Origin of the sequence: Paraburkholderia nodosa DSM 21604 (genome assembly GCF_000519185.1) — a bacterium.
GTDB classification, from domain to species: domain Bacteria; phylum Pseudomonadota; class Gammaproteobacteria; order Burkholderiales; family Burkholderiaceae; genus Paraburkholderia; species Paraburkholderia nodosa.
Genome location: NZ_JAFA01000036.1, coordinates 47,641 through 73,030, shown reverse-complemented (window position 1 = coordinate 73,030; position 25,390 = coordinate 47,641). Strand labels below are relative to the sequence as shown.

The window sequence follows — 25,390 nt, the reverse complement described above, 5'->3', positions numbered from 1 at the left end:
CGGTCTTGCCAATCCGCTCCGGGTCGAGAGTACGCATCCGATCGCAGTGAGAACTGACATTCATAGTCGCACAGCTGTGATTGACTGAAGAGCGACCTGATGCGGCCGTACGAGCGGCGACACCTGAGCGTCCGCAATGGCCGAATTCCGTGCGTAGTTCCTCCGTCAGGTTCCGGAGTATTGCGGTCATCCCAATGGCAGGCTTCCTCAGCTTGCTGAACTGGATGTTCTGGCAGGAAAGCGGCTGCCGCCGCCCGCGACCGTATCGCAGAAGGACAGATCTGCATGCCTGTTGGGCGGCCTTATCGACCGCTGGACCTGGCGACCTGCGTTGGCGCCGGGCGGGGCGGCGAGCCTGCATCTTTGCAACGCTTGCGCGATGAGGCCGCGTAAGTATGAGCAGGCGCGAGCGCTTGCCTACCAGCCGATGTGACGCTTCTTTTCGGGTTCCCGATGCCGCTGGTCTTCGTCGGCATGCAGATAAAGCGTCGTGGTTGCGAGCAACGTCTAGACCAGGTTGTCGCGGATGCGCCGCAGGTCAACGTTGGCGTCGGCCATATGGGAACCCGTACTGTGTCGCAACCAGTGGAATCAGGCGTGGTCTGGTTGTGATGCAGATGCCGCGTGTCGCGATGATCCGGAGAGCGTCGAGCAGGCGCTCCTTGCCGGCGAGGAGGCGATCAGTACTCGTCTGAAAGACTATCGCGGCGACTCACGGGTTGAATCTGCGATCCTTCGCGTCAGGTATGCGATCACATCAGGGTGCATCCGCACAACGCGTCAGGTTTGGCAAAATTTGCCAAACCTGATAAACTGTTTTGCATGGGTACCATGAATATTTCCCTCCCCGATTCGCTGAAGGACTACGTTGACGAGCAGGTCGGCGAGTGCGGCTACGGCACAAGCAGCGAATACGTGCGCGACCTCATTCGTAAGGATCAGGATCGAAAGCGCCTGCGCGCAGTTATCCTGCAGGGAGCGGCGTCGGGGCTCACAGATCCGGTTGATTCCGACTACTTCGAATCGCTGCGCGCCCGCGTGCGGACGTCGCGCGAATGACAGCAAAGCCCGTCGTTCCGACGAGGCTGGCCAGGCAGGACGTGGAGGACGAGCTGACCTACTATCTCGTAGACGAAGGCTCGGAACAGGCAGCGCTCGGATTCATTGCGGAGATCGAGCATGCCTACGCCCATCTCGCTAAACATCCGAAAACTGGATCTCCCCGTTACGCGTACGAGTTGGACATACCAGGCCTGCGATCGTGGCCACTTGATCGCTACCCGCATGTGATCTTCTACATTGAGCGCAAGGACTACGTCGAGGTCTGGCGCGTGCTCAACGGCAAACGCGATATCCTGTCGTGGCTATTGAACGATGACAGCGAGCTTCATTGACGCTTACTGAACGGTACCCGCGAGCGTCTCACACAATGGAGCGGAAGTGGTGAGAACTCTTGACGATGAAGCTCGCGCCGAACTGCAGTGCTGTCTCGTGGTCGGCCAACTCTTTGTGTTCGCCCGCGAGGGCGTATGGCTGCACACCAATCACCTGATCGAATCGGCGCAGATCTGGCTGGCCTCGAACGGCGCGGAATGTGACTGGCTGGAGCGAGCCCGGCTGGTGGCGGCGTCCCGCGCGATTGCTACGGAGGAGAGTGGCGCACACCTCCCGGAAGACGATGCCGATCTGCACCGGCTCTTCAACCTGCGCGCCCACGTTGCGTCACATATCTCAAGGCATTCTGAGTATTTTGCGGGCTGAAGCGGAATTAATTGACGATGCCAGAATCACGATCGAACGATTCGTCGATTCCGTGATCTATTCGCGCTTTCGCGGCGCTCCTCGTATCGTTGTTCCGCAACTCGCTACTGTCATTCGGGTCTCAGAGACGCTGCAGACTGCCCTTTTTGGGGCGAAACAGCCACACAACTCGCGCCGCTAGCTGCTCGCCGATGAAAGTTCCAGTTTCTTGCGCTGCAGGAACCGGCGCACGGCCGGATCGCGCTCGAGGCCAATCGCAAGATCGTACGCGTCAAGCGCTTCGGTTGTAGCGCCGGCACGCGCGAGCAGATTGGCGCGTGCGGCCCAGTATGGCTGGTAGTCAGTCAGCCGCGGATCGTCCGCATACGGCGCGAGCGCGTCGAGCGCCGCCTGTGGGCCGTCGCGTTCCGCCAGTGCGAGTGCGCGGTTCACCGCGATCACGGGCGAAGCTGCAATGGCGAGCAGCCCATCGTAGAGTTGCACGATCTCGTCCCAGTTCGGGCAATGCGATCGGCAGCGATGCACATGCGCCGACTGCAGCGCGGCCTCGAGTTGAAAGCGACCGATTGAATTTAACGCGTTCGCGCGCCGCAGCAGTGCGTTGGCTGCGTCGATCATCGGTGCGTTCCATGTTGCCGGGTCCTGAGCCGACAGCGGCACGTAATCGCCAGCCGCATCGCGTCGGGCATCTCGCCGCGCCTGCGCAAACAGCATCAGCGCAAGCAGACCCAGCGTCTCCGGTTCCTCGGGCAGCAGTTCGACGAGCAATTGTGCAAGGTACAGCGCCTCGTCGGCTAGATCGCGCCGTTGGGTATCACCGCCGACCGGGTCCGTCCAACCTTCCGCATACGCTGCATAGACAGCTTCAAGCACTGAGTCGAGCCGGCCGGGCAGTTCCTCACGCTCGGGCACGCTGAACGGAATGCCCGCTTCGCGGATCTTGGTCTTCGCTCGCACGAGGCGCTTGCTCATGGCGGCGGGAGACATCAGAAACGCGGATGCAATCGTCTTCGCTTCCAGGCCCAGCACTACCTGCAGCATCAGCGGCGTGCGAATCGCAGCCTCGAGTGCAGGGTGAGTGCACGCGAAGAGCAGCGCGAGCCGCCGGTCGGGCAACGCGCCGGGTTCACACTCGTCGATCTCTTCCGCGAGGATCGCGAGCTGGTTCACCACTGCGTCGCCGACATGGCGATGGCGTGCGCCATCTATCACCCGGCGCCGCGCAACGGTCATCAGCCAGGCTTCGGGGCTCGCGGGGCAGCCGTGCTCCGGCCAGTCCGTGAGCGCCGCCGCAAACGCGTCGGCGAGTGCGTCCTCGGCCGCGGCGACGTCGCGCGTGCGCATCGCCAACAGCGCGACGAGCTTGCCATAACTGCGGAGCGCGACTGCCTCGGCAATGGAATGTGCGGCGGCGTCAGCGTGACGGCCGCCGCCGGACTGGCTCATGCAGCAGATGGCGCGTCGTACGGAGCGGTCCAGACCGGGCGCACTTCCATGATGCCGTGCGCCGCGCCTGGACACCGTGACGCCCACGCCATCGCCGCGTCCAGGTTGGGCACGTCGATCAGGTAGTAGCCCGCGAGCTGCTCCTTCGAATCGGAGTACGGTCCGTCGAGCACCTGCGGCTTGCCGTCGACCAGCCGCACGGTCGTGGCCGTATTCGTGTGCTGCAGCCGGTTGGCACCCACCAGCGCCCCCGCTTTCTGGAGCGATTCGGTGTATGCGTGATAGGCGGCGACGCCTTGCTGTCGCTCGCTGTCGGTCATCTGGTTCCAGCCGTTTTCTTCCGAATAGATCATCAAGAGGTATTCCATTTGAGCCTCCGTCTTAGGGTTGAGGCGGATGAATTGCATCGTGCCGCCATCATAATGACGCTCTCACGTCATGCTGACGGACAAGGCGCATCAAAAAAATCGAGGAGGGCAGATGTCAAGCGGCAGCAGCAAGAGGTCGACGAATCAACGCAACTAACGGCCTGTCAGTTTCGAATGCACGCAGCGCCATTCGGCGAAACGTGCTCTGGCGACGGGCGAAGGTGCGGCGCACGCGCATGAACGGAGTTTCCCAAACGTATCTGCAGGAACATCCTCCCGGAGAACGCCAGGTGATCTCTCGATGCGTCATGCCGTGACAAGATCGAGCGATTGGCGGGAATGTCGCACGACGTGCCGCTGCGCGAAACGAAGCGCAGAGAGCGAATCTCTGCCCAGTTTATATGCAGTATCAACTGAGAATCGGCGGCAATTCCCGTCGTAGCGAGTTCGGCAGTACCTTCGATTGCATCGGCTTCGTCTCGACGACGAGGCGATGATGCGGCACCGGATGAGCGGCGGCAGTTGCGAGCGAACGTCGCGAGCCGTCACTGTGCGGCGGTATCTTTGCCGCCAGGCGCGTGCCAGCGACCGGCTTGTGCCGGGTGTTGTCCTTACTGTTGCCGGCTGAAGTGCGATGCGGCGGCGCGTCCGTTGTCGTTCGCGCGACAGTACTCGGCGCGTGCCAAACGTTTGCGCGACGGCCATAACTAAACGCGTGATGCGATCCACCCTCCGGCGCGTGTGCGGCAGCAACCGGCTCGTGCCGAACGTTGCGGAGAATCTGCCCGGTCACGACGTGACCTGTATGGTTCCCGGAGTCTTTCGGCCAAAGCCCGAGCATCGCTGCCCCCGCCTTGAGCGCTCCGTCGTCGTCCTGGTCTTTATGATCGCCCGACGGCGGTGCAGGGCGGGCTGCCGCGGCGCGCGGTCCGGCGCCCGCAGGCTGGCAAACACACGCGTTCCCCGCAGCCGCGCCGACCGCGATCTGACCTGTTGCCTCGGTCCGTTTCGCGACGGCGCCGTGACGCACATCCGGCGGCGTCGATTGTTCGCGATACTCGACGGAGGCCGCGGCCGCCGTCGTCACACTCATTGCCGCAACTGCCATTACCGCTGCCATTGTCGCGCGCACGACATGTCCCCTTGTTTGATTTTTGCGCCACCCGGGCGGCGATTATACCTATTAGGCATCAGAGACCGGCAAGCGCTTTTGAAGCAAAAAAAGGGCGCATTCCCTGTCGACTTGCCTGAACGGGAGTGAGTTGTTGGTGGGGGGCGCGTACAGTTCGATCACGGTTGCGCCCCTTAGCCACTAGTCTTGGGGAGTCCGATGACGGATATGCGCATCCGCTTTCAACCGCGAAGGCAGCACTGGTTAGAAGACATGGTGGACTCCTGTATGAGACGGTGATGTAAAGGCTCCAGGCCACCCGGGTAGCGGAAGGGCGACCAGAGAGGGGATCCCGGCCGACGATGATCTTCGCGCCGGTGATGTGCAGCTCGACCCGGCTCTGTGTATCGTTGGTCAGTAGCTCGGCGAGCGCGCAGGTGAGGCGCAGCGTCAGTACGCCCGGTGGGAGCCACGGACTTCGGGTTAGCGTCGAGAGCTGCATCTGCCTCAAGTTGAACGCGCCGCTGCATTCAATGCCTCATAGATCTTATATGGTCATCCTGAATGCTGTGCTGGGGGGATATTAAGCGCGCCAGGACGTTCAACGCTGTACGGTTCCCACGTAAGTTTCCGAAAAACACCGCAAAGGTTGGATCGGTGTCGAACTTTTTGGGTGCAGCTCATATGGGTTGCCGTTTTGTGCTTGAGATACAACCGACATCAGAACCAGTTCATGGTGCAGTCTTTTGCAGCACTAGCGCGAACGGCGCGGCCAATCTCAGCGCGAACGGCCTGATGCTCGAACTCGATACCGTCCAGAGTGGCTCGACTGTCGCATCGGCGCACGCGGGGGGCGTACTTCAGAGCAGCGGCGATATCGTCACTGTCGGATCGCTCAATGGAAAACAGTCTTGTTGGCCGTTCGAGTCGCAAACATTCGACCTGTAATGTCAAAAGTAGCGGAGCTACTTCGCTGGTCGGGGCGTGCCTACGGCCAACGGGCGCTCAGAGAACATCGGTTCAGTGCGAAAGCGAACGGGTCATATCGACCCTGAGCGGCCTGTCATTTCGCTCCGAAGCGGACGCACAGTGCGACCTCCGTCCAACGTTGGCTTCCATTGCAGCGTTAATGACTTACTTTGTGAAGGCCGCGTGAAGCAGCTTTCCGTTCTTAAGGTCAATCTCACAATCAAATCCATTCCAAGAGGCGCATTTAGCGCTATGGTCGCTTGACATACGAACTGGATTTGCATACGAATCGCCATCCACGGCTCGTTCGGAAAACCATAGTAGCGCGCCTTGAGAGTCGACCATATAGAGATTCGATTCCGACTGTGGATATCCGTAGTAGTCCTCGCGCACCAACACGCCGTATTGCGTTTTAATGGTTTCCACGACTTTTGTATGGCGTGCCTTAATGTCCATGGGCAATTAACGTTGTAGGTAACAGGCGACACGCGTGCTAGACGTTCCGCGACCGAAGTGAGCGACCTTGACCGGAAAGTTAGGCGTATTCTTCGGGCAGGCGTTGGGACTGTCGACAATTTAGACCGTCGTGTCGACTGACTGAAACTGGCCGGAGTTCGCCTGGCGCTGTCGTTCGATTCAGTCGTAGTATGACAGTGCGACCAAAGCGGCTTCATGCTCGCGCGTACGACGCCAGTTCACGAAAGCGCACGCGTCTTGCAAAGCCTCGAAGATGTCTGGACAGCGCCTCCTGAAACTGATGACAGCGCCAAGCTGTATCGCCAAAGTCTCTCCCGGCCTGATGTGCAAGCGCGTCATCGCAGCCTCGGGCTCATCGAGGTAACCCAAACAGTCAATCAACGCGTCCATGTTGTTGCCATAAAACGCGGGGAAACCAAAGATCTGCGAGAAGACCCGATGGAACGAAGGCCAGTCTGTAATTTCAGTCGTGTCTACAAACACTTTCGTCATCGCGCTTTTCCGAATTCTGTTGTGTGTCTAAGCGGCTACTCCATCGTCGGATTGTCGACGATTCTGGCACCGAGTACCAGTGACCGTTAATGGCCGAGGCTGTGTAAAAACGCATCGATCGCCTAGACTGAATCAACCCGTTGTTGCGAGAGGCGAAGATGGGGCGATTTGTCGAAGGTGCGGACCGCAATCAGGCGACGCTGCTGCCGGAATGTCTCGAGGACTTCATCGCAGAAGACAATCCGGTCAGAATCGTCGACGCATTCGTTGAAGAACTCGATCTGGCTTCTTTGGGATTTGAAGGGGCCACGCCTGCGACCACAGGCCGGCCGTCTTACCACCCGGCAGTGCTACTCAAGATCTACATCTACGGCTATCTCAATCGCGTGCAATCGAGCCGTCGTCTGGAAAGGGAGTGACAGCGCAATGTCGAACTGATGTGGCTGATTGGCCGGCTCGCTCCCGACTTCAAGACTATTGCCGAGTTCAGACGTAGCAATGGTGAAGGCATCCGCAACGTGTGCCGGCGCTTCGTGATGATCTGCCGCAACCTGAAGCTGTTCACGGAAGCGGTCGTGGCTATCGACAGCAGCAAGTTCAAGGCGGTCAACAGCCGCGACAGTAACTTCACGCCCAACAAGATCGACAGACGCCAGGAGCAGATTGAACAAAGCATCCAGCGCTACCTGGAGGCACTGGAGACAGCAGACCGTACGCAACCAGCTGAGGTGGAGGCGAAGACGGAGCGGCTACGGGAGAAGATCGACACGCTGCGCGAGCAGATGCGGGATCTGGATCGTGCCGCAGAACTGTTGAAAGACCTACCCGAGAAACAGATCTCGCTGACCGATCCTGATTCACGCTCGATGATCTCGCAGGCGAAAGGCACCGGGGTGGTCGGCTATAACGTTCAGGTCGCAGTCGACACCAAACATCATCTCATCGTGACTCATGAAGTCACGAACGTCGGCAGTGACCGGGCGCAGTTGAGCCCGATGGCCAAAGCGGCGCGCGAAGCCATGGGCAAGAACAAGCTCCAGGCACTGGCAGACCGGGGATACTTCAGCGCACCGGAAATCAAGGCTTGCGATGACGCCGACATTGAGGCACTGGTGCCCAAATCGCAAACCTCAGGTGCAAAGGCTGACGGGCGGTTCGACCGGGGCGACTTCATCTATATCGCCAGCGATGACCAGTACCTGTGTCCGGCGGGGCAACGGGCGATATACCGATACACCTCGGTTGAGAGCGCCAATCTCTTGAAACTGCGTACCTACTGGAGCAGCGCATGTCCGCACTGCCCGATCAGGAGCCAGTGCACCCCGGCTCCGTACCGCCGCATTCGCCGGTGGGAGCACGAAGCGGTACTTGAGCAGATGCAGCAGCGTCTGGATCGTCAACTCGACGCGATGACGATACGACGCCGAACAGTGGAACACGTGTTCGGTACGCTCAAGCACTGGATGGGGTCGACGCACTTCCTGATGCGAAGACTTGGTCACGTCGCCACCGAAATGAACTTGCATGTACTGGCGTACAACCTCAAGCGCGTCATCGGGATACTGGGATTCGCGAAAGCAATGCGGGCCATGAAGCTGGCCGGCGCGTGATCTCACGCATCGACGCTTCGAATGGCTCGGTGCAATCAGCCCCGTCGTTCGATCTCAGCGCTGGGTGAACGCGTTCGCTCCGATGCTCGCGGCTCGAACCGGCGTTTTTACACAGCCTCGGCCAATTTCCGCCCCATCGCAACTTTCCTTATTTGCGCAGCCGGCCATCGACAGGCCCGTACGGCAATTGTCCACAATCTAGGCAACGCCGTCGACCGGCCGCTTCTCACCGCACGCGGTCTCTTTGAGGGCAAAGCAAAATGATGCGCGACCTGAAAGGCAGAAATCGACGTTGAACCAACGCATCAGCGTCGCGTAACGGGCAATTATTATCGCTGTTCGGTGGTGAACACAAAAGGCTGTTCGACACCTGACGATGCCCAACTCACGAGTTCGGAACCAAGCCGATTAATCGTTGCGGGTTCCAACTCGACTGCGAACAGCGAGTGGGCGCTTACGAGACGGGTACCAATTCGCTGACATTCGATTTCGAGTGCCGAATGGCCAACCCCATCGAAAACAAATGCGCGTAGCGCTATCGTGCCATTCTCAAAAGTAACTTCGTCTTTCGATGACCGGGGGAATTCGCACAGGGAAGAACCGAAGGCTTGAAGCGTTTCCAGATCACCGTAGAAATTAATTCTCGCTGCGAAGCCAGAGGCTTGTACGGAAAATCGAAATTCCAGCATGCCGTCGTGATCTCGCCATAGCGGCTCAAGGGTAAGTAGCATTCCAACTCCGAACTCATCTTTCTGGGATGTCCTAACCCCTTTTACCATAGCCGGCAGGTGAACCAAACATTGTCAACGATCTAACCCGCAACAGCGACCGTCTGTTCATGGCCGACCACCGCCCGAAGCGGCCGGACAAGGCCACTATGTCGTGAAAACCTGGGCACCGAGCCCGACAAGCCTGGAGCAGCCACGCAAGGCCATTCCGGATTGCACCGAGCCCGTGGCGATAATTGGCTTCGCTCCGGATCACGAAGCTCCGACGTCATGCCAGCCAGGATGTTTTGCCACCGCGTATTCAGTGATGCTCCGATCGGGACATTACACGTGCCGATCCGTGCCATCTCACGACGCCCGGCGCGCCCTCACACGCGCTAGCGTGACGTTCTGTGGACTCCCGGCCCAGACTGCGAGCGCGGAGTAGTTGTCGGCGTGCGGCGCGCTGCGCGAATGACGGATCGCCTCGTGCTCGATCAGCACAGCCCAGTCGTCGACGGTATGAACGACGCGCAAGCGATCTTCGAGTGCATCTTCCGCAACGGATTGCCAGAGCCCATCGGTGCAGAGCAAGAACACATCGCCATCTTCGAGCGCGTGCGGCGGGCTGATCGCGGGCGCGATCTGGCCGCGCATGCCGAGCGCCATATGCAGCCAGGCGGGATTGACGCCGTCGCCTGGCAGGCCCGCGTCCAGCAGTTGCTGCCGCACGCTATGATCGCGCGTCTGTTCGATCAGCGCGCCGCGTGCGAACCGGTAGAGCCGGCTGTCGCCGAGATGGACCCATTGCGCAATGTCGTGCCGCCGGTCGATGAAGAGCGCCACGACGGTCGCACTCATGCGGCCGCGCTCGCGGTCGCGCTGCTGCATCGCGAGAATCGCTGCGTGAGCTTCCTCGATGCACTCAAGCAAGGTTTGCGCGAGCGTGCGGCCGCTGTGCTGCGCCCGGTGGAGGATCTGTTCGACTGCGCAACGCGAGGCGATCTCGCTACCAGGATCGCCGGAGACGCCGTCGCTCACGACAAAGCAGGCGTAGTCGTCAGTGATCGTGTAGCCAAGCGCATCCTGGTTGCTGTCCCGCTGGCCCGCGCGCGAGAACTGGGCGCACGAGAGATTCATGCGTCGGCAGAACGCGCTGGGCGGCGTCGCGCGTGATAGTTCCTCACCTCGTCGTCGTACGCGCGCAGGAAGGCCCTGCCGAATACGGCGCTGAAGTCATCCTCCACCGCAAGCATCGTCTCGTGGTGCATGCGTTCATAGCGATTCCACAAGCGCACCTTGCGCAGCATCGGCAGGAGCTGTTCGTAGCGGGTCGGCTCGCTTCGTTCGGCGAGACGTGAGGGCGAGAAACGCTGCAGCAGGTCGTTCAGGGCGGCGCGCATGCCCGCGACCATGGCGATCTGGTGTGCCTGCAGGTCGTGGAACGCGTCTTCCACCGCGCCGGGCGGCGTCATGAAGCCGGGGAAAGGCAGGCCGAACATCTGCCGTAGGGCCGCGCTGCCGTCGGGCAGCAGCTTCAGCGGGTTGTTCTCGCGGTCGAGCAGTACGGTCATGTCCGCTTTCACTTCGCGTTTGAGGATGCTGCGCGAGGAGAGCAACTCGACTGTGCCATTGGTGAACAGCGCGAGCAGTTGCCCCGCCGTGTGCAATTGCTCGGTTGACCAGTCGCAGGTGGCCCTCTCGAGACCCGCGCCGCGCAGGAAGGCAGAAAGGAGGGCGTCGGCCGAGTCGGGCGCCGTCGAGGCCCTGTCCGCATCCGCTGAAGCGGCGCTGGCTGGTGGCGACACGCTTGCGCTTTTTGCGTCGCTTTTGTCGTTCGTGCCAGCCGGCTTCTGGGGTGCCGGTCGTGGCACGCGCGGCAGCGCATCGCGCTCACGCCCAGCGTCCGGCTTTGCGAACGCGCTCGTGCGCAAAGGCGTATCGGCCGCACGCTCGATGGCGCCGCGCAACGCGAAGTGCGCCGCCTGCGTCGTGACGGGCTGCGCAATGGATGAGTCGGCACCGCCTGAGCGTGCGAAGAGCGCGAGGGGATCCGTGGGGATGGGCGGCGTGTCGTTGAGCGCAGCGGTTGCCGTGCCCGGCCTCGCGACTTTTTGCGCGACAGGCGTAGCGGCCGCGCTTGCGGTCGTCGTGCCAGCGTTGCCGCCAACGCCCGCCTGCGCACGCAGCACATACGGGCCGATGCGGATCGCATCGCCTGATTCGAGCGCATGCTCCTCGGTGTATTCGAGTGGTGTGTCGTTGATCTCCACCACCGAGACGCTGCTCAGATTCTTCAGCACGCAGTGATCGCCGTCGATCTGCAGCAGCGCCTGCAGCCGCGAAACCTGACGCGTTTCGTCGGGCAGCACCATCTGGTTGTCGGCGTTGCGTCCGATCGTGCCACCTGGCGGACGAAATTCCACGCTGGTTTCGGCGTGGACCGGTTCTCCTGCGTACTCGATGACGGTCAATTGCATGATGCAGACTGAATCACATAAAGACGGATAAAAATGTGCGCGGCGCGGGACGGTCCATCAGGACGGTGCAACCTTGCGGCGCGCGGCGTCGAACGCGGGTCCCCAGATCGGGTGGCCCTTCTCCGCGGCGGACAATTCGAAATGCGGATCGATTCGCAAGATTGCCTCGAACTCCGAGCGGCACTGGGCAACGCGGTTCGTCACGCAGTAGCTGAACGCCATCAGCTTGTGCGCGTCGATCTGCGTGGAGCGGTCGCCGTCGACAAAGGCGTTGCTGTTGCGCAGTAGCTGGATGGTGCGCTGGTAGTCGCCCGCAGCGTACGAGTCCTGTGCGGCAGCAACGGCATTTGCCGCCGTGCGTTGCGCGGGCGACAGGCTCGTGCAACCGCCCACAGCAAGAAGCGTCGCGACCAGGGTCAGTAAAAATGCGCCAGCGAGGGCAGCTCGCGTGCGATTCGCGCGTAACAAGTTCCAGGTAATCGGCCAGGTCATTTTCGGCGATCCGGTATTTACTTCTTCATATGAGCCGTGAAAGTAATTTCTACGGCTCGTGAATTTTTTATAGAGGTGGCATTCGGAGAGCGTTGCGATCACGAATCGTACGAACTATAGTCTAGTCACCTGAATTTTCATCAGATGAATTATTACTCGTGAGACACGACCGACGATAGATTAATTTAATTCCGAGAATATTCGAAAGGCATTGCCCCAATTCCGCTTGTTGACGCGGAAAATTTCGGGGCAGGCGTTCTGGGAGCAGAGACTTCCAACCCCTGAATTCAGGCTTGAATGCAGGGGCGTGGGACGCTTTTGCCTTTGCAATCGACAACGCGAATTTGCGCTGAATTAGAGGGTTTGGACGGTATGTACGGAGTATCACTTAAGCGCGTGCATAATCCACGCGAAGGGATATATTTTGCCCTTTTATTATTGTGCGGGTGCGCATCGACAGAGAAAGATTTGCCGGTCCCTTATGCCGTCACCTTTCATGTAGCGGCTGACGTTAATCGCGACTCGCAAAACCGGCCTGCTCCTGTTGCGTTGCAAACATTTCAACTCAAATCCGATAATAACTTCCGGAAGGCGGATTATTTCTCTCTGCAGAACAAGCCGGAAGACGCGCTGGGCCCGGAGCTGGCGGGCACGGACCGGATCGTCCTGAGGCCCGGAGAGTCGCGTACGCTCCACTACATTGGCGGCGAGACGGTGCGCAGTCTCGGCATCGTGGCGGGCTATCGCACCCTCGAAAAGCGCCGCTGGAAAATTACCGTGGCGTTGCCACAGCCCGCCAGCACCAACCTGTTCAAGTTCTGGCAGGGCAAGCCTTCCGAAGCGCATTTCGTAATCGTGGTGCAGGGCGACGGACTCGTCGCGACGCCGGCCAGCGGTGACGCACGATGAACGACCGCATGAATCCTCCTGTCGCGCCTGCCACGGGCAGTGCCGGACTGCGCGACCGAGTGGTGTGGTCCGAAGGCATGTTTTTGCGGCCGCAACATTTCCAGCAGCTCGAGCGCTTTTTCGAGCGCTATGTGCACTTGCGCTGCGCGCCGCTGCAGCGCTTTCTGTGGGGCTTCGCATCGCTGCAGATCGACGAGGAGGCCCTCGCGCAAGGCAAGGTGATGCTGCGCGCGGCAAGCGGCATCCTGCCGGACGGGACGCCGTTCGACTTTTCGCATCTCGACGAGGCGCCCGAAGCGCTCGAGGTGAGCGCCGATGTGCGCGACGCCACGGTCGTACTCGCGCTGCCTGCGTCGCGCAGCAGCAGCGCACAGGTGACGTTCGGCGGCGGCGCTCGCACGCTTGCGCGTTATGTGGCGCACGAAGCCGAGATTGCCGATGTCAACGAGGTCCGGCTGGAGCCCGCACTGGTTCAGTTAGGACGACTGAAGCTCAAGCTCGCGCTCGCCGCCGAGCTGGACGACGACTGGTACGCAATGGGTGTGCTGCGCGTGGTGGAGCGGCGCGTCGACCGCCAGCTGGTGATCGAGGAAACGTATATTCCGCCGCTGCTCGATGCGCATGCCCACCCGCAGCTCGCGGGTTATGTGCAGGAGCTCGACCGGCTGCTATCGCAACGCAGCGAGCTGCTGGCGGGGCGCCTCGCGCAGGCGGGGCGCGGCGGTGTGTCGGAGGTCGCCGACTTCCTGTTGTTGCAACTCGTCAACCGCTACCTCGCGATCGCGTCGCACACGGCGCAGACGCCAGGTATTCACCCGGAGCTGCTGTTTCGCGACTGGCTCAAGCTGGCGGCTGACTTCGCCACCTTCACGGCGGCTTCACGGCGCCCCGAGGTGTTGCCGGTGTATCAGCACGACGACCTGCGCGCGACCTTCGGCGCGCTTTTCGCGGAGCTGCGCCGCTCGCTTGCGACGGTACTCGACCAGCACGCGCTGCAGATCGCGCTCGAAGAAGCGGGCAACGGCGTGCGGGTCGCCGTGATCGCCGACACCTCGCTGCTGCGCGATGCGGGCTTCGTGCTGGCCGTGCGCGCCGATATTCCCGCCGAGAGCGTGCGTGCGCGCTTTCCGTCCCAGATCAAGCTGGGACCGGTGGAGCGCATTCGCGATCTGGTGCAACTGCAGTTGCCGGGCATCGCGGTGCGGCCGCTGCCAGTCGCGCCGCATCAGATTCCCTACCACGCGGGCCACAGCTACTTCGAGGTCGACAAGGGTGGCGACCTCTGGCGCCAGCTAGAACGCTCAGGGGGCCTCGCGCTTCATCTGGCGGGCGACTTCCCTGGCCTTGCGATGGAGTTCTGGGCGATCCGCGAGATACGCTCAGGCGACACGCGTGAGCGAGACATCCGATGAATCCGCTCAACGATCCCTTCTCTGCCGAACGCGCTTCCGGACACGGCGCCTTCACGGCCTCGCGTTCCGGGTTCGGCCCGGCGCGTGGCGACGAGGCGTGGCAGGCGGACGCGCTTCACGAGCAGGCGCACTGGCTCCCGGGCCCGGCGGCTTCCGGGGATGGCGGCAATCCGCTCGTCGCCGCGGCCAACGCGCTGCTGAATCTGATCCCGCAGATCCGCTACACCGTGCACCACCCGAACCCGGCGTGGCTGCGCGAGCATCTCGCCAACGAGATCCGCCAGTTCGAACAGCGCGCGCGCGATGCGGGCGCCTCGCCCGAGCAGATCGGCGCGGCGCGTTATTGCCTTTGCACCGCCCTCGACGAAGCTGCGGCGCTCACGCCATGGGGCGGATCGGGCGACTGGTCAGCGAACAGCCTGCTCGTCGCGTTTCACAACGAGACGTGGGGCGGAGAAAAATTCTTCGAACTCCTCAATCGTTTGATGCAGCAGCCCCGCGAGCAGCTGAATCTGCTCGAACTGCTCTACTACTGCCTCGTGCTCGGCTTCGAGGGACGCTATCGCGTGCTCGACAACGGCCGCGCCCAGCTCGACGACCTGCGGCACACGCTTGCGCGCACGATCCGCAGTGTACGCGGCGACTACGACGCGGCGCTGTCCACGCATTGGCGCGACGAGATCGCGCGCGAGGATCCGCAGCGCTTCGCCGTGCCGCTTTGGGCCTGCGCCGCGTTGACGGTGCTGGTGGGCTTCGGCGTCTATGTCGGGCTCGATCTCGCGCTGGCCGGCCGCTCCGACAAGGCTTTCGCGATGATTGGCCGCGTCCAGGTGCCGGGCGTGCGCCTGCAGGCGGCCGAGCCGCAGGCAGTGCGCCCCGTGCTGCCGCCGCGGCTTGCGGGCTTTCTAGCGCCGGAGATCGCCGAAGGTCTCGTGGAAGTGCGCGATCTCGCCGACCGCAGCGTGATAGTGCTGCGCGGCGACGGGCTCTTCGAGTCCGGATCCGCCACCGTGATCGACCGTTATCAGCCGACGCTCGCGCGCGTCGCGGCGGCGCTCGCGCAGGTGCCTGGCGCGGTGGTCGTGGCCGGGTACACGGACAACGTGCCGGTGCATAGCGCGCGCTTTCCGTCGAACTGGGATCTCTCGGTCGAGCGCGCGCAGGCCGTCGCGAGCATCCTTGCCGCGCGTCTTGGCGACAGCACCCGCGTGCGCGCCGAAGGACGCGGCGCCACCGATCCCGTCGCGCCAAACGACAACGGGGCGAACCGGGCACGCAACCGGCGCGTCGAAATCACCTTGCGCGCCGCGCCGCTGAAGCTCGCGACGCCGGGCTCGGGAGACGCTCCGTGAGCCGCGTCGCGAGTTCAACGTGGCGCGGGGTGCGCGCGCTGCTGGGCGCGCGCGTCTGGGCCGTGATCGGACTTGTCGCGCTCGCGGCGCTCATCTGGCTCGTCGGGCCATTGATCGCGGTGGGTGCGTACCGGCCGCTCGACAGCGCTGTGGCGCGCGTGCTCGTCATCGTCCTGCTGCTTGCAGTGTGGGCCAGCCGCGCGGGGTATCGGCACTGGCGTGCCGCGCAGCTCAACGCGCAGTTGCTGAGCCAGTTGCGCGAGCCCGTGGAAGCGCGCGCCGCTCATGCGGAGGAAGCGCCGCACACCCAGGAGCTGCGCGGCCGCTTCGACGAGGCCGCGCGCCTGTTGCGCAACGCGCGGCTTGGCGCTGCGCAGGGCGGTCAGGGCTTGCGGGGACGCACCGGGCGCTGGTTCGAAGGGTTCACGCGACAGTATCTTTATCAACTGCCGTGGTACGTCTTCATCGGCGCGCCCGGCTCGGGCAAAACCACGGCGCTCGTGAATTCGGGGTTGACGTTTCCGCTCGCCGAGCAGTTCGGCAAGGCCGCGATCCGCGGCGTGGGCGGCACGCGTCATTGCGACTGGTGGTTCACCAACGAAGCCGTTCTGATCGACACATCCGGCCGCTATGCGACGCACGAAAGCAATCGGGCGCTCGATCAGGACGAATGGTCGGGCTTCCTCTCGCTGCTCAAGAAGTATCGTGTGCGCCAGCCGCTGAACGGGGCGCTGCTCACGATCAGCGTCTCGGATCTGCTGGGCGCGACGGAGGTCGAGCGCACCGCGCACGCCATGGCGCTGCGCAAGCGCTTGCAGGAGTTGCGCACGGAGCTCGGTATCCAGTTGCCGGTCTATGTGCTCGTGACGAAGGCGGACCTGCTCTGCGGCTTCAACGAGTACTTTGCGCGCTTCAATCGCACCGAACGCGCGCAGGTGTGGGGCTTCACGATCGCGCTCGCCGAGACCGAGGCGCGCGACTTCAGCCTGCGTACCGTGTTCGATCGCGAATACCGGCTGCTGCACCGGCGTCTGAACGACGCGCTGCCGGAGCTCTTCACCGCCGAGCCCGACGCGCGCAGGCGCGAACTCATCTACTCGTTGCCGCAGCAGTTCGGCGGCTTGCACGAGTTGCTCGGACAGTTCGTCGAGCAGGTGTTTTCGAGCTCGCACTTCGATTCGATGCCGCTCCTGCGCGGCGTATATTTCACGAGCGGCACGCAGGAAGGCACGGTTTTCGACCGCGTGATGGGCGGCATCAAACGCTTCCTGAAGATCGACGGCGTGCCGCCCGCGCCTCATGCGACGGCGAGCGGGCGCAGCTTCTTCCTCAAGGATCTGCTGCAGGAACTCATCTTCAAGGAGGCGCGGCTCGCCGGCACCGATCTGCGCTGGTACCAGCGCCAGCGCATGCTGGCGCTCGTGGGCTACGCGCTCCTCGCACTCCTGCTGGCGGGCGCGCTGACGGCGTGGGTGGGCAGTTACGCACGCAACCGCGCGTACCTCGCGGCGATCGAGGCGAACGTGCCGCAGATCGATCACGCGCTCCAGGGCGTGACCATCACCGACGCCGATAACATTGCGCGCGTGCTGCCGATGCTCGACGCGATTCGCAACATCGCGCACGTGGAAGGCGTCGATCCGGCCAACCCGTCGCTCGCGTACCGGTGGGGACTCTTCCAGGGCGACAAGGTGCAGTCCGCCGCTGAGAACGTCTATCACCGTGCGCTCGACGAACTGCTGCTGCCGCTCGCTGCCAGGCGCCTCGAAACGGCGGTGCGCGACGCGCCGCCCGACGACCCCGCCTATCTCTACGCGGCCCTCAAGGCGTATCTGATGCTCCACGACACCGCCCATTACGATCCGGATTTCGTGCAGGCGGTCCTGGATCTCGAGATCGCCTCGGCGCCGGGCGCGAATCTCACGCCCGCGCAGCGCAACGATCTGCGCGCGCACATGGCGGCGCTGTTCGCGGGCCGCGTGGTGGCTTCGCCATTTGCGCAGAACGAGCAGATGGTGGCCGGCGCGCGCGAGAAACTCACTCGCCTGACGTTCGCGCAGCGCCTCTATGCGCAGCTCGCGCGCACGCTGCGGCCTGCCGCGGCGGCCTGGGACATGAGCGCGGCGCAGATGGCGGGCCCCTCTGGCGCGCTGGTGTTCCGGCGCGCGAGCGGCGCGAGCCTGAGCGACGCCGTGCCGGGCCTGTTCACCTACGACGGCTACTGGAAGGTCTTCGACCGGCGGCTCGCCGCGGCGGTCGATGCGTTCGGCCGCGACGAAGTCTGGGTGCTCGGGCTGAGCGGGCCGGAAGTCGCGACGCCAGCGGAGGTGAGCGCGCGGGCGAAGGACGTGCGCTCGCTCTATTTCGACGACTACATCCGCCGCTGGGACGACTATCTCGGCGATCTGCGCTTGCAGAGCACATCGACGCTTGCGCAGACTACGCAGATCGCCCGCATTCTCTCGTCGCAGGACTCACCGCTCGCGCGACTCGCCGATGCCGCCGCGCGGCAAACGACGCTCTCGCAGAGCGCGAACACGGCGAGCGGCGCGAGCGGACTCGCCGCGAACGCACAGGACAAGGTGAACCAGGCGCGTGAATCGCTGGCGCAGATCCTGGGTCAACCGCAGGGCGGCGGCGATGCAGCGGGCGAGCCGAGCCGCCCCGAAGCGGTGGTCGACGCCCACTTCGCGGACCTGCGCGAGTTCAGCAGCCTGGAGGCGGGCGGCGCCGGCGGCGCGAATGGCGCAAGCGGCACCAGCGCGGCGCTGGCGGCCGTCCTCAAATCGATCGACGGACTCTATACGTGGCTCACCGCAGCCGACGCCGCACTGCGCGGCGGCGGGACCCCGCCGCAGTCGGACAGCGCCGACCAGATCCGCGCCCAGGCGGGCCGCATGCCCGCGCCGTTCCGGCAGATGCTGGGCGACCTCGCGAACGCCGCGCAGGGCAACGTGACGCGCAACGTCGACCAGAATCTCGCGCAAAACGCGTCGGTCAATATCGGCGACTTTTGCCGCCAGGCTATCGCGGGGCGCTATCCGTTCGCGCACGGTTCGACGCGCGACGTGGTGCCAGGCGACTTCGCGCGCGTGTTCGCGCCGGGCGGCCTGATGGACGAGTTCTTCCAGAAGAACCTGCAAAGCCGCGTGGACGCGAGCGTCCAGCCGTGGCGTTTCATCGGCGGATCCGGCGCGTCCGCTGACAGCGCGCTGCTCGCCTCGTTCGAGAAGGCCGCGGTGATACGCGACGCATTTTTTCCCGGCGGCGCGCGCGAGCCGACCATCAAGGTGGAGATCAAGCCGCTCGACATGGACCCGGAAATCTCCGAGTGGACGCTCGACGTGGACGGCCAGCAGGTGCGCTACGCGCATGGGCCGCAGGCCCCCGTCACGGTGCAGTGGCCGGGGCCGCGCGGCATGAACCAGGTGAGCCTGCAGATCACCGAGCAGTCGGGCGCGACCGACGGCTTCACGATCCAGGGGCCGTGGGCGTTGATGCGCCTGTTCGATCGCGGCGCAGCGGCGCGCGCTCAGGCATCCGAACAAATGGTGGTTGGCTTCAACGTGGATCATCACGCGCTCGCCATGCAGGTGACGGCGGACAGCGTGCGCAATCCCTTGCGTCTTACCCAACTGGAGTCGTTCTCGTGTCCGGGGAAATCATGAACGGTCCCTGCATCGGCGCTGAATTCGGGTTGCCGGCGTGGTATGGCAAGTTGCCGGGGGCGGGCGACTTCGTTGGCCGCCGCATGCCGGGCCGGCTTGCGCGCACCTGGGAGCGCTGGCTCGCGCAGGGCATGGCCTCCGCTCGCGCGGGCCTCGACGTGCGCGCGCCGGTCTGGCGCTTCGCGATTCCCGCCGGCAGCGGCGACGGCTGGGTGCAGCTCGGTTGCGTCGCGCCGAGCCACGATCGCGTCGGGCGGCGCTATCCGCTCGTCGTCGCGCAGGCCATTGCGCCGTCCGCCCACGCGGGCTACGGGAGACCCGGCGAGCCGGCGCTCGCTTGCGCCGACGCGCGCATCCAGGCGATGGACGCCATCGTTCAGGACGCGATCCGCCGCGCGCATGGACCAGAGGAGTTCGATCTCGCGCTGGCCGAGGGGCTGCGCGACGACGTGGCGCGCGCCCCGGGAGAAGGCGAGCGCAACGGCGCCCGCGAGGCCGCGGCCGCGGACGGGGGCTGGCCGAACCTGTGGGAATACTTCGACCCGAACGGCATGACGAGCTTCTGGTGGACCGATGCCGGAGACGGCGCGCCGCGCACCGACGTCCACACGGGCGGCCTCGACACCGCGCTGTTCCAGCGGCTCTTCGGCGAGCCGGGCAGAGGCGAGCGATGACACGCGCGGCCCCAAAGAACGTGCGGCGCGGCGGCGCGCGCGCCGCACACGGAGGAGGGACATGACCGAATCGCACTACGCCGAAGCGGCGGCGCACGCCGCGCCGCCTGGCGCCGATGGCGTGCGGCCGTTGCCGAACGGCCACCGCCTCGCCGGGTTCGAGCTCGACTCGGTGCTGGGCAAGGGGGGCTTCGGCATCGTCTACCGGGCGTTCGACCGCACGCTGCAGCGCGCGGTCGCGATCAAGGAATACATGCCCGCGATGCTTGCTTCGCGCGCCGGCGATTTCACGGTCGCGCTGCGCGCGCCGCGCTTTTCGCAGGCATTCGACGCGGGCCGCGCCGCGTTCCTGAACGAGGCGCGGCTGCTCGCGCAGTTCGACCATCCGGGGCTCGTGAAGGTGCTGCACTTCTGGGAGAGCCACGGCACCGCCTATATGGTGATGCCGTTCTACGAAGGCCAGACGCTCGCGCAACTCCAGAAGCGCGGCAAGCCGATGAGCGAAGCGGCGCTGCGGCGCATGCTCGCTTCGGTGCTGGGCGCGCTGGACGTGCTGCATCGCGCGCAGTGCTTTCACCGCGACATCTCGCTCGACAACATCCTCATGCTGCCCAACGGCAACCCGGTGCTGCTGGACTTTGGCGCGGCGCGCAAGCTGATCGGCGACATGGTCGATGAGACCGCCATGATGCTCAAGCCCGGTTACGCGCCGATCGAGCAATACACCGACGATCCCGCGTTCAGGCAAGGACCCTGGACCGACATCTATGCGCTGGGCGCGCTCGCTTATGCGCTGATGACCGGCGAATTGCCGCCGGCGGCGGTGGTGCGCAGCATTCAGGATCAGTACCGGCCGCTGGCGGGCCGTGAAGCCGCTGGGCATGATGGGGAGCATTACGGCGAGCGCCTGCGGGCCGCGATCGATCACGCGCTCGCACTGCGCATCGAGGACCGGCCCGAGTCGGTCGGTGCATTCGCCCAGGCGCTCGACTTGCACGAGGTCTCGCCAAGCGTGTTCGTGCCAGCGGGCTATGACGCGCCCGCCCGCGCGGCAGGCATTGCCGCTGACGTTGCAGCGGCGAGCGCGCAAGACGACGCAACGCCCGAAGCGCCCGCACCGCAGGGAGAAACACCCGTCGCAGAGGCGGCGCCTGAGCCTGCCGATGCCACTGCCACCGCCACTGCCACGAGCGAAGGCGATGGAGCCGAAACACCGGCATCCGTCGAGGCGCGGCCGCATGACGGCGCGGTGCCGCAAGAGCAAAACGAAGCACCGTATGAGGCTGTGCGCGCGCAAGCAAATGCACAACCGGCCGGAGAAGACGTCTCCACGGAGACTGTGGAACGCCGCGAAAGTACGGTCTCCGAAACTTCGCATCGGCATTTCAGTTGGCGCACGCTCCGCATCCCTGTGCTGGTCCTGCTGCTCATACTCGTAGTGGGTGTTCCCGTTCTACGATTCGCGATTCATGCGCCGCCCGTTCCCCGGCAGGTGGCCGCGAGCCGCAGTGCGCCGCCCGCGCCGCCTGCGCCGGCGAGCCATGCGCCCGCACTCGCGCAGGCGCTTCCCGGCGCCAACGCGCCGGGGCAGTCGTCCGCGCAGGCGCAGCAGCAGCCGGGCGCGTCGGGGTTGATGCCCGCTGCGCCTGCGCTGACCACCGACACGACGGTGGTGGAAGTGCAGGCGGGCAAGGACAAGCCCGTCAATGCGACCGATGCGACCACTGCCGCCGCCGCGGTGCAGCCAGCCCAAACGAACGCAGCGGCCCAGCCGCCCGCTGAAGCGCAAGCCTCGCCGCCGGATACCGGCGCATCCGAGCCGATTGTCGCGCAGGCCCCGCATTCTCCGGTGCGCACGCCCGCGTCGCTGCCGCCCGTGCGTGTGCACTTCCAGATCGTTCCGTGGGGCGAGGTCTATGTCGATGGCGTGCGGCGCGGTATCAGCCCACCGTTTCGCACGGCGAGTCTGGCGCCGGGTACCCATCGCATCGAGATCCGCAACGGCACGTTGAAGCCGTACGTGCGCATGGTGACGCTCGATGCGGGCAGCGCGCCGCTCGAAATCAGCCATACGTTCGAGTAATTCCAGCAAGGAGACCGCACGATGATCGACACCCTGCTCGCACCGATCAGCGCCGACGCGCCGTGCGGACCGGACCTCGAATACGACGCCGATTTTCTCGCGCTTCAGCGCAGCGCGGCCGGCAAGCCGGACGAACAGTACGGCGAGACCCGCATCGCGGCGCAGCCGCCCGCATGGCGCGACGTGGAACGCATCGCGCTCGCGCTGCTCGCGCGCACGAAGGATCTGCGCATCGTCGTGCCGCTCACGTATGCGTGGATCGACAACCGCGGTCTGGAAGGTTATGCGGACGGGCTGCGTCTCACGACGTCGCTGCTCCACACATACTGGGAGCCGCTGCATCCCATGCTCGCCGTGGACGGCACGCCCGATCCGCTGCCGCGCTTCAATGCTCTCGCCGAGCTTGCGGGTCCGCAGGGCTGCGCGCGCGCCGCGCGCGAGCAGCCGCTTCTCGGCGCGCTGAGCGTGAGCGCGGCGCTCAACGTGCTGCAGCAGGGCGAGGGTGCCGATGGGGGGCACGCGGACACCTACGCCGGCGGTCGCGAGCGGCTCGTGCGCGAGTGGCGCGACGCGCTCGAGTCGGCCAGCCCGGCTCTGCATGCGGGGCTCACGATTCGGGAACATCTCGCGCATTTGCGGCGCATCGTGAGCGAGCGTCTCGGCGACGCGTGGACGCTCGATGCGAGCGCGCTCGAGCGACAGCTCGCCACGCTTGCTGCGGCGCTGCCTTCCCGCCGGACAACGGAAGCGGCGCAGGAAGCCACGCCGGAAGCGGGCGGGCAAGAACCGCAACCCATGCCGCAGCAGCGGGGCGTTGCGCCGCCGGGCGCCGCAAGCACCGCCAATGGCGCCAATGGCGCAAACGGCGCCGCATGGCGCGACGCCGAGATATCGAGCCGGTCCGACATCGACGTCGGGCTCGAAAAGATGTGCCGCTACTTCGAGCTGCACGAGCCGAGCCATCCTGCGCCGATCTTTTTGCGCCGCGCGCAACGCCTGCTCTCGCTGAACTTCTACGAGATCTTCCGCGACATCGCACCGGAGAGCGTGCGCGAGCTCGACCATCTGAGTGGTCATCGCAACGAATCGCCGCAATGATGCGCGGCGATGCACGACGGCGCGCGGTCGTGGACGCACAAGGGCCGCGCAGGGATCAACGCAGGGATCGATACGGTAATCGACCCCGTGAAGCGCACGGGTTGCGCGGGAGCTGAATCACATGTCTCGACACAAGCCATCGGCAGGAGCCCAGAAGTTCATCGGACGCAATCGTGCGCCCCGCGTACAGATCGAATACGACGTCGAACTCTACGGCACCGAGCAGAAAGTGCAGTTGCCGTTCGTGATGGGCGTGTTGGCCGATCTCGCTGGCAATCGCAGCGACGCGCTGCCCGAGCTGGCCGAGCGCCGCTTCGTGGAGATCGACGTCGACAACTTCGACGACCGCATGAAGTCGATTGCGCCGACGCTCGCGTTCGAGGTGCCCAACACGCTCACGGGCGACGGCGTGCTCGGCGTGGAGATGGCGTTCAGCAGTATCGACGACTTCTCGCCCGCCGCGCTCGCCCGCAACGTCGAGCCCCTGCGGCGCCTGCTCGAAGCGCGTACCCAGCTCGCGAACCTGCTTTCGTACATGGACGGCAAGCGCGGCGCGGAGGCGTTGATCGCGCGAGCGCTCGGCGATCCGGCGCTGCTGGCCGAGCTTTCCGAGCCCAGGGCGCTTGCCGGGCCGAAGAATGCGGACGACCCGCCGCAAAGCGGCAATGATCCAAAACACGACTAAAAGCAGGAGGACGAACATGAGCCGGACCGAGCCGCAAAACGCGCTGCAAAGCCCAGTCTCCACCTTGCCCGCAACCACGCTCAGCGGCGACCAGTTCGCCGTGCTGCTGGAGCGCGAGATCAGCCCCAAGACCGAGCTTGCACGCGAGACGGTGCAGAGCGCGGTGCAGACGCTCGCGCGCGAGGCCCTCGAGCACAGCGGCAGCGCGACGCTGTCGTCGGACGCTTACGAAGGCGTGCGGCAAGTGATCGCCGCGATCGACCAGAAGCTCTCCGCGCAGATCAACGCCATGCTGCATCACCCCGAGTTCCAGCGTCTGGAGGCCTCGTGGCGCGGCCTGCACTATCTCGTGAACAACACGGAAAGCGACGAGATGCTCAAGATCCGCGTCATGCCCGCAAGCAAGAAGGAGTTGGCGCGCATGCTCAAGCGCCACAAGGGTATCGCATGGGACCAGAGCCCGCTCTTCAAGAAAATCTATGAAGAGGAGTACGGACAATTGGGCGGCGAGCCGTTCGGTTGCCTCGTGGGCGATTATTACTTCGATCACAGTCCGCCCGATGTCGAAATGCTGCAGTCCGTCTCGAAGATCGCGGCGGCGGCGCATGCGCCATTCATCGGCGGGGTATCGTCCGCGCTCATGCAGATGGACTCGTGGCAGGAACTCTCGAATCCGCGCGACCTCACGAAGATCTTCCAGAACACCGAGTACGCCGCCTGGCGCAGCCTGCGCGAATCGGAAGACTCGCGCTATGTCGGGCTCGCGATGCCGCGCTTCCTCGCGCGGCTGCCTTACGGCGCGCGCACCGACCCCGTCGACGAATTCGAGTTCGAGGAGGAGACCGACGGCGCGCGGCACGATCACTACACCTGGACCAATGCGGCCTATGCGATGGCGGCCAACATCAACCGCTCGTTCAAGCTCTACGGCTGGTGCTCGGCGATTCGTGGCGTGGAGTCGGGCGGCGCGGTCGAGAATCTGCCATGCCACACGTTCCCGACCGACGATGGCGGGGTCGACCTCAAGTGTCCCACCGAGATCGCGATCAGCGACCGGCGCGAAGCGGAGCTTGCGAAGAACGGGCTGATTCCGCTCATTCACCGCAAGAACTCCGACGTCGCGGCCTTCATCGGTGTGCAGTCGCTCTACCAGAGCGCGGAGTACCACGACCCCGACGCGACGGCCAACGCCCGGCTCTCCGGCCGGTTGCCGTACCTGTTCGCGTGCAGCCGCTTCGCGCATTACCTCAAGTGCATCGTGCGCGACAAGGTGGGCTCGTTTCGCGAGCGTCCGGACATGGAGCGCTGGCTCAACGACTGGATCATGAACTACGTGGATGGCGACCCCGCGAACTCGTCGCAGGAGACCAAAGCGCTCAAGCCGCTGGCCGACGCGAGGGTGGAAGTGGAGGCCGTGGAGGACAACCCCGGCTATTATTCGGCCCGCTTCTTCCTGCGGCCGCACTATCAGCTCGAAGGCCTCACGGTGTCGCTCAGGCTGGTGTCGCGGCTGCCGGCGGTGCCCGCTGGAAGTTAAACAGGATGACTGATCAAATGAACCCGGCGGCGCGATTCGCAGCCGGTCTGGACAGGCAA

At 64.4% G+C, this 25,390-nt stretch carries 20 protein-coding genes and 2 pseudogenes; 13 read left to right on the top strand and 9 right to left on the bottom strand.

Features of this window, described 5'->3' with window-relative positions; translation table 11 throughout:
- Nucleotides 1-417 precede the first annotated feature (417 nt).
- A pseudogene (locus A3CW_RS54055) lies at nucleotides 418-588 on the bottom strand (tyrosine-type recombinase/integrase); the annotation flags it as partial.
- Between the two features lie 234 nt (nucleotides 589-822).
- On the opposite strand from A3CW_RS54055, the gene A3CW_RS0135080 reads away from it, so the two are divergent.
- Genes A3CW_RS0135080 through A3CW_RS48620 form a run of 3 tightly spaced genes read left to right on the top strand, consistent with a single transcriptional unit; the run spans nucleotide 823 to nucleotide 1,761 of the window.
- A complete protein-coding gene (locus tag A3CW_RS0135080) occupies nucleotides 823-1,059 on the top strand; it encodes a ribbon-helix-helix domain-containing protein (RefSeq protein WP_028207703.1) in 237 nt (78 codons plus the stop codon).
- A complete protein-coding gene (locus A3CW_RS0135075; RefSeq protein WP_028207702.1) occupies nucleotides 1,056-1,394 on the top strand; it encodes a type II toxin-antitoxin system RelE/ParE family toxin in 339 nt (112 codons plus the stop codon). Before A3CW_RS0135080 ends, A3CW_RS0135075 begins: the two co-directional genes overlap by 4 nt.
- A gap of 49 nt (nucleotides 1,395-1,443) precedes the next feature.
- Nucleotides 1,444-1,761, top strand: coding sequence for a hypothetical protein (locus tag A3CW_RS48620; protein ID WP_154678131.1), 318 nt, complete (start codon nucleotides 1,444-1,446; stop codon nucleotides 1,759-1,761).
- Nucleotides 1,762-1,938: 177 nt separating this feature from the next.
- Here A3CW_RS48620 and A3CW_RS0135065 read toward each other — a convergent pair whose 3' ends face one another.
- The 4 genes from A3CW_RS0135065 to A3CW_RS0135050 form a co-directional block, all read right to left on the bottom strand.
- Nucleotides 1,939-3,207, bottom strand: a complete 1,269-nt coding sequence (locus tag A3CW_RS0135065; RefSeq protein WP_028207701.1) for an RNA polymerase sigma factor — start codon at nucleotides 3,205-3,207, stop codon at nucleotides 1,939-1,941.
- On the bottom strand, nucleotides 3,204-3,575 hold the full coding sequence (locus tag A3CW_RS0135060; RefSeq protein ID WP_028207700.1) for a YciI family protein: 372 nt from the start codon (nucleotides 3,573-3,575) through the stop codon (nucleotides 3,204-3,206). The genes A3CW_RS0135065 and A3CW_RS0135060 overlap by 4 nt, the downstream gene beginning before the upstream one ends.
- Before the next feature lie 409 nt (nucleotides 3,576-3,984).
- Entirely contained in the window at nucleotides 3,985-4,668 is a 684-nt protein-coding gene (locus tag A3CW_RS0135055; RefSeq protein ID WP_028207699.1) for a hypothetical protein, read from the bottom strand.
- 1,623 nt (nucleotides 4,669-6,291) lie between these two features.
- Nucleotides 6,292-6,624 (bottom strand): barstar family protein, encoded by a 333-nt coding sequence (locus A3CW_RS0135050; RefSeq protein ID WP_028207698.1) that lies wholly within the window; start codon nucleotides 6,622-6,624, stop codon nucleotides 6,292-6,294.
- A 158-nt stretch (nucleotides 6,625-6,782) separates the two neighbouring features.
- Here A3CW_RS0135050 and A3CW_RS48615 point away from each other — a divergent pair.
- A pseudogene (locus A3CW_RS48615) lies at nucleotides 6,783-8,234 on the top strand (IS1182 family transposase).
- Between the two features lie 329 nt (nucleotides 8,235-8,563).
- Here A3CW_RS48615 and A3CW_RS52720 read toward each other — a convergent pair.
- The 4 genes from A3CW_RS52720 to A3CW_RS0135030 form a co-directional block, all read right to left on the bottom strand.
- Nucleotides 8,564-8,965 (bottom strand): hypothetical protein, encoded by a 402-nt coding sequence (locus A3CW_RS52720; protein ID WP_154678130.1) that lies wholly within the window; start codon nucleotides 8,963-8,965, stop codon nucleotides 8,564-8,566.
- Nucleotides 8,966-9,310: 345 nt separating this feature from the next.
- Nucleotides 9,311-10,081 carry a PP2C family protein-serine/threonine phosphatase gene (locus tag A3CW_RS0135040; protein WP_028207697.1) on the bottom strand — a complete coding sequence of 257 codons (771 nt, stop codon included), beginning with the start codon at nucleotides 10,079-10,081 and terminating at the stop codon, nucleotides 9,311-9,313.
- Nucleotides 10,078-11,421 carry a type VI secretion system-associated FHA domain protein TagH gene (gene tagH / locus A3CW_RS0135035; protein WP_028207696.1) on the bottom strand — a complete coding sequence of 448 codons (1,344 nt, stop codon included), beginning with the start codon at nucleotides 11,419-11,421 and terminating at the stop codon, nucleotides 10,078-10,080. The genes A3CW_RS0135040 and tagH overlap by 4 nt, the downstream gene beginning before the upstream one ends.
- Before the next feature lie 57 nt (nucleotides 11,422-11,478).
- Complete coding sequence (locus tag A3CW_RS0135030; protein ID WP_245623834.1) at nucleotides 11,479-12,015, bottom strand: TssQ family T6SS-associated lipoprotein; 537 nt, start codon at nucleotides 12,013-12,015, stop codon at nucleotides 11,479-11,481.
- A gap of 294 nt (nucleotides 12,016-12,309) precedes the next feature.
- Here A3CW_RS0135030 and tssJ point away from each other — a divergent pair, with 294 nt between their 5' ends.
- The 9 genes from tssJ to tssC all read left to right on the top strand — a co-directional run bounded on the left by tssJ (nucleotide 12,310) and on the right by tssC (nucleotide 25,331).
- Nucleotides 12,310-12,822, top strand: a complete 513-nt coding sequence (gene tssJ, locus A3CW_RS0135025) for a type VI secretion system lipoprotein TssJ (RefSeq protein ID WP_161782968.1) — start codon at nucleotides 12,310-12,312, stop codon at nucleotides 12,820-12,822.
- An 8-nt stretch (nucleotides 12,823-12,830) separates the two neighbouring features.
- Nucleotides 12,831-14,234 (top strand): type VI secretion system baseplate subunit TssK, encoded by a 1,404-nt coding sequence (gene tssK / locus A3CW_RS48610; RefSeq protein ID WP_051481929.1) that lies wholly within the window; start codon nucleotides 12,831-12,833, stop codon nucleotides 14,232-14,234.
- Nucleotides 14,231-15,586, top strand: a complete 1,356-nt coding sequence (locus tag A3CW_RS48605) for a DotU family type VI secretion system protein (protein WP_081771956.1) — start codon at nucleotides 14,231-14,233, stop codon at nucleotides 15,584-15,586. Before tssK ends, A3CW_RS48605 begins: the two co-directional genes overlap by 4 nt.
- Nucleotides 15,583-19,254, top strand: coding sequence for a type VI secretion system membrane subunit TssM (gene tssM / locus A3CW_RS0135010; RefSeq protein ID WP_035514886.1), 3,672 nt, complete (start codon nucleotides 15,583-15,585; stop codon nucleotides 19,252-19,254). The genes A3CW_RS48605 and tssM overlap by 4 nt, the downstream gene beginning before the upstream one ends.
- The gene (gene tagF, locus A3CW_RS0135005; protein ID WP_035514884.1) at nucleotides 19,251-19,928 is read left to right on the top strand and encodes a type VI secretion system-associated protein TagF; all 678 of its coding nucleotides are present in this window, start codon (nucleotides 19,251-19,253) and stop codon (nucleotides 19,926-19,928) included. The genes tssM and tagF overlap by 4 nt, the downstream gene beginning before the upstream one ends.
- Before the next feature lie 61 nt (nucleotides 19,929-19,989).
- Nucleotides 19,990-22,011, top strand: a complete 2,022-nt coding sequence (locus tag A3CW_RS0135000; protein WP_051481927.1) for a serine/threonine protein kinase — start codon at nucleotides 19,990-19,992, stop codon at nucleotides 22,009-22,011.
- Between the two features lie 21 nt (nucleotides 22,012-22,032).
- Nucleotides 22,033-23,109 carry a type VI secretion system protein TssA gene (tssA, locus tag A3CW_RS0134995; protein WP_035514882.1) on the top strand — a complete coding sequence of 359 codons (1,077 nt, stop codon included), beginning with the start codon at nucleotides 22,033-22,035 and terminating at the stop codon, nucleotides 23,107-23,109.
- Nucleotides 23,110-23,230: 121 nt separating this feature from the next.
- Nucleotides 23,231-23,794 (top strand): type VI secretion system contractile sheath small subunit, encoded by a 564-nt coding sequence (gene tssB, locus A3CW_RS0134990; RefSeq protein ID WP_028207689.1) that lies wholly within the window; start codon nucleotides 23,231-23,233, stop codon nucleotides 23,792-23,794.
- A gap of 16 nt (nucleotides 23,795-23,810) precedes the next feature.
- Nucleotides 23,811-25,331, top strand: coding sequence for a type VI secretion system contractile sheath large subunit (gene tssC / locus A3CW_RS0134985; protein WP_035514880.1), 1,521 nt, complete (start codon nucleotides 23,811-23,813; stop codon nucleotides 25,329-25,331).
- Nucleotides 25,332-25,390: the final 59 nt, after the last annotated feature.

Coding starts and splice junctions, on each gene's coding strand:
- A3CW_RS0135080 (WP_028207703.1), top strand. CDS start 823: ATGGGTACCATGAATATTTCCCTCCCCGATTCGCTGAAGGACTACGTT.
- A3CW_RS0135075 (WP_028207702.1), top strand. CDS start 1,056: ATGACAGCAAAGCCCGTCGTTCCGACGAGGCTGGCCAGGCAGGACGTG.
- A3CW_RS0135065 (WP_028207701.1), bottom strand. CDS start 3,207: ATGAGCCAGTCCGGCGGCGGCCGTCACGCTGACGCCGCCGCACATTCC.
- A3CW_RS0135060 (WP_028207700.1), bottom strand. CDS start 3,575: ATGGAATACCTCTTGATGATCTATTCGGAAGAAAACGGCTGGAACCAG.
- A3CW_RS0135055 (WP_028207699.1), bottom strand. CDS start 4,668: ATGAGTGTGACGACGGCGGCCGCGGCCTCCGTCGAGTATCGCGAACAA.
- A3CW_RS0135050 (WP_028207698.1), bottom strand. CDS start 6,624: ATGACGAAAGTGTTTGTAGACACGACTGAAATTACAGACTGGCCTTCG.
- A3CW_RS52720 (WP_154678130.1), bottom strand. CDS start 8,965: ATGCTACTTACCCTTGAGCCGCTATGGCGAGATCACGACGGCATGCTG.
- A3CW_RS0135040 (WP_028207697.1), bottom strand. CDS start 10,081: ATGAATCTCTCGTGCGCCCAGTTCTCGCGCGCGGGCCAGCGGGACAGC.
- tagH (WP_028207696.1), bottom strand. CDS start 11,421: ATGCAATTGACCGTCATCGAGTACGCAGGAGAACCGGTCCACGCCGAA.
- tssK (WP_051481929.1), top strand. CDS start 12,831: ATGAATCCTCCTGTCGCGCCTGCCACGGGCAGTGCCGGACTGCGCGAC.
- A3CW_RS48605 (WP_081771956.1), top strand. CDS start 14,231: ATGAATCCGCTCAACGATCCCTTCTCTGCCGAACGCGCTTCCGGACAC.
- tagF (WP_035514884.1), top strand. CDS start 19,251: ATGAACGGTCCCTGCATCGGCGCTGAATTCGGGTTGCCGGCGTGGTAT.
- A3CW_RS0135000 (WP_051481927.1), top strand. CDS start 19,990: ATGACCGAATCGCACTACGCCGAAGCGGCGGCGCACGCCGCGCCGCCT.
- tssA (WP_035514882.1), top strand. CDS start 22,033: ATGATCGACACCCTGCTCGCACCGATCAGCGCCGACGCGCCGTGCGGA.
- tssB (WP_028207689.1), top strand. CDS start 23,231: ATGTCTCGACACAAGCCATCGGCAGGAGCCCAGAAGTTCATCGGACGC.
- tssC (WP_035514880.1), top strand. CDS start 23,811: ATGAGCCGGACCGAGCCGCAAAACGCGCTGCAAAGCCCAGTCTCCACC.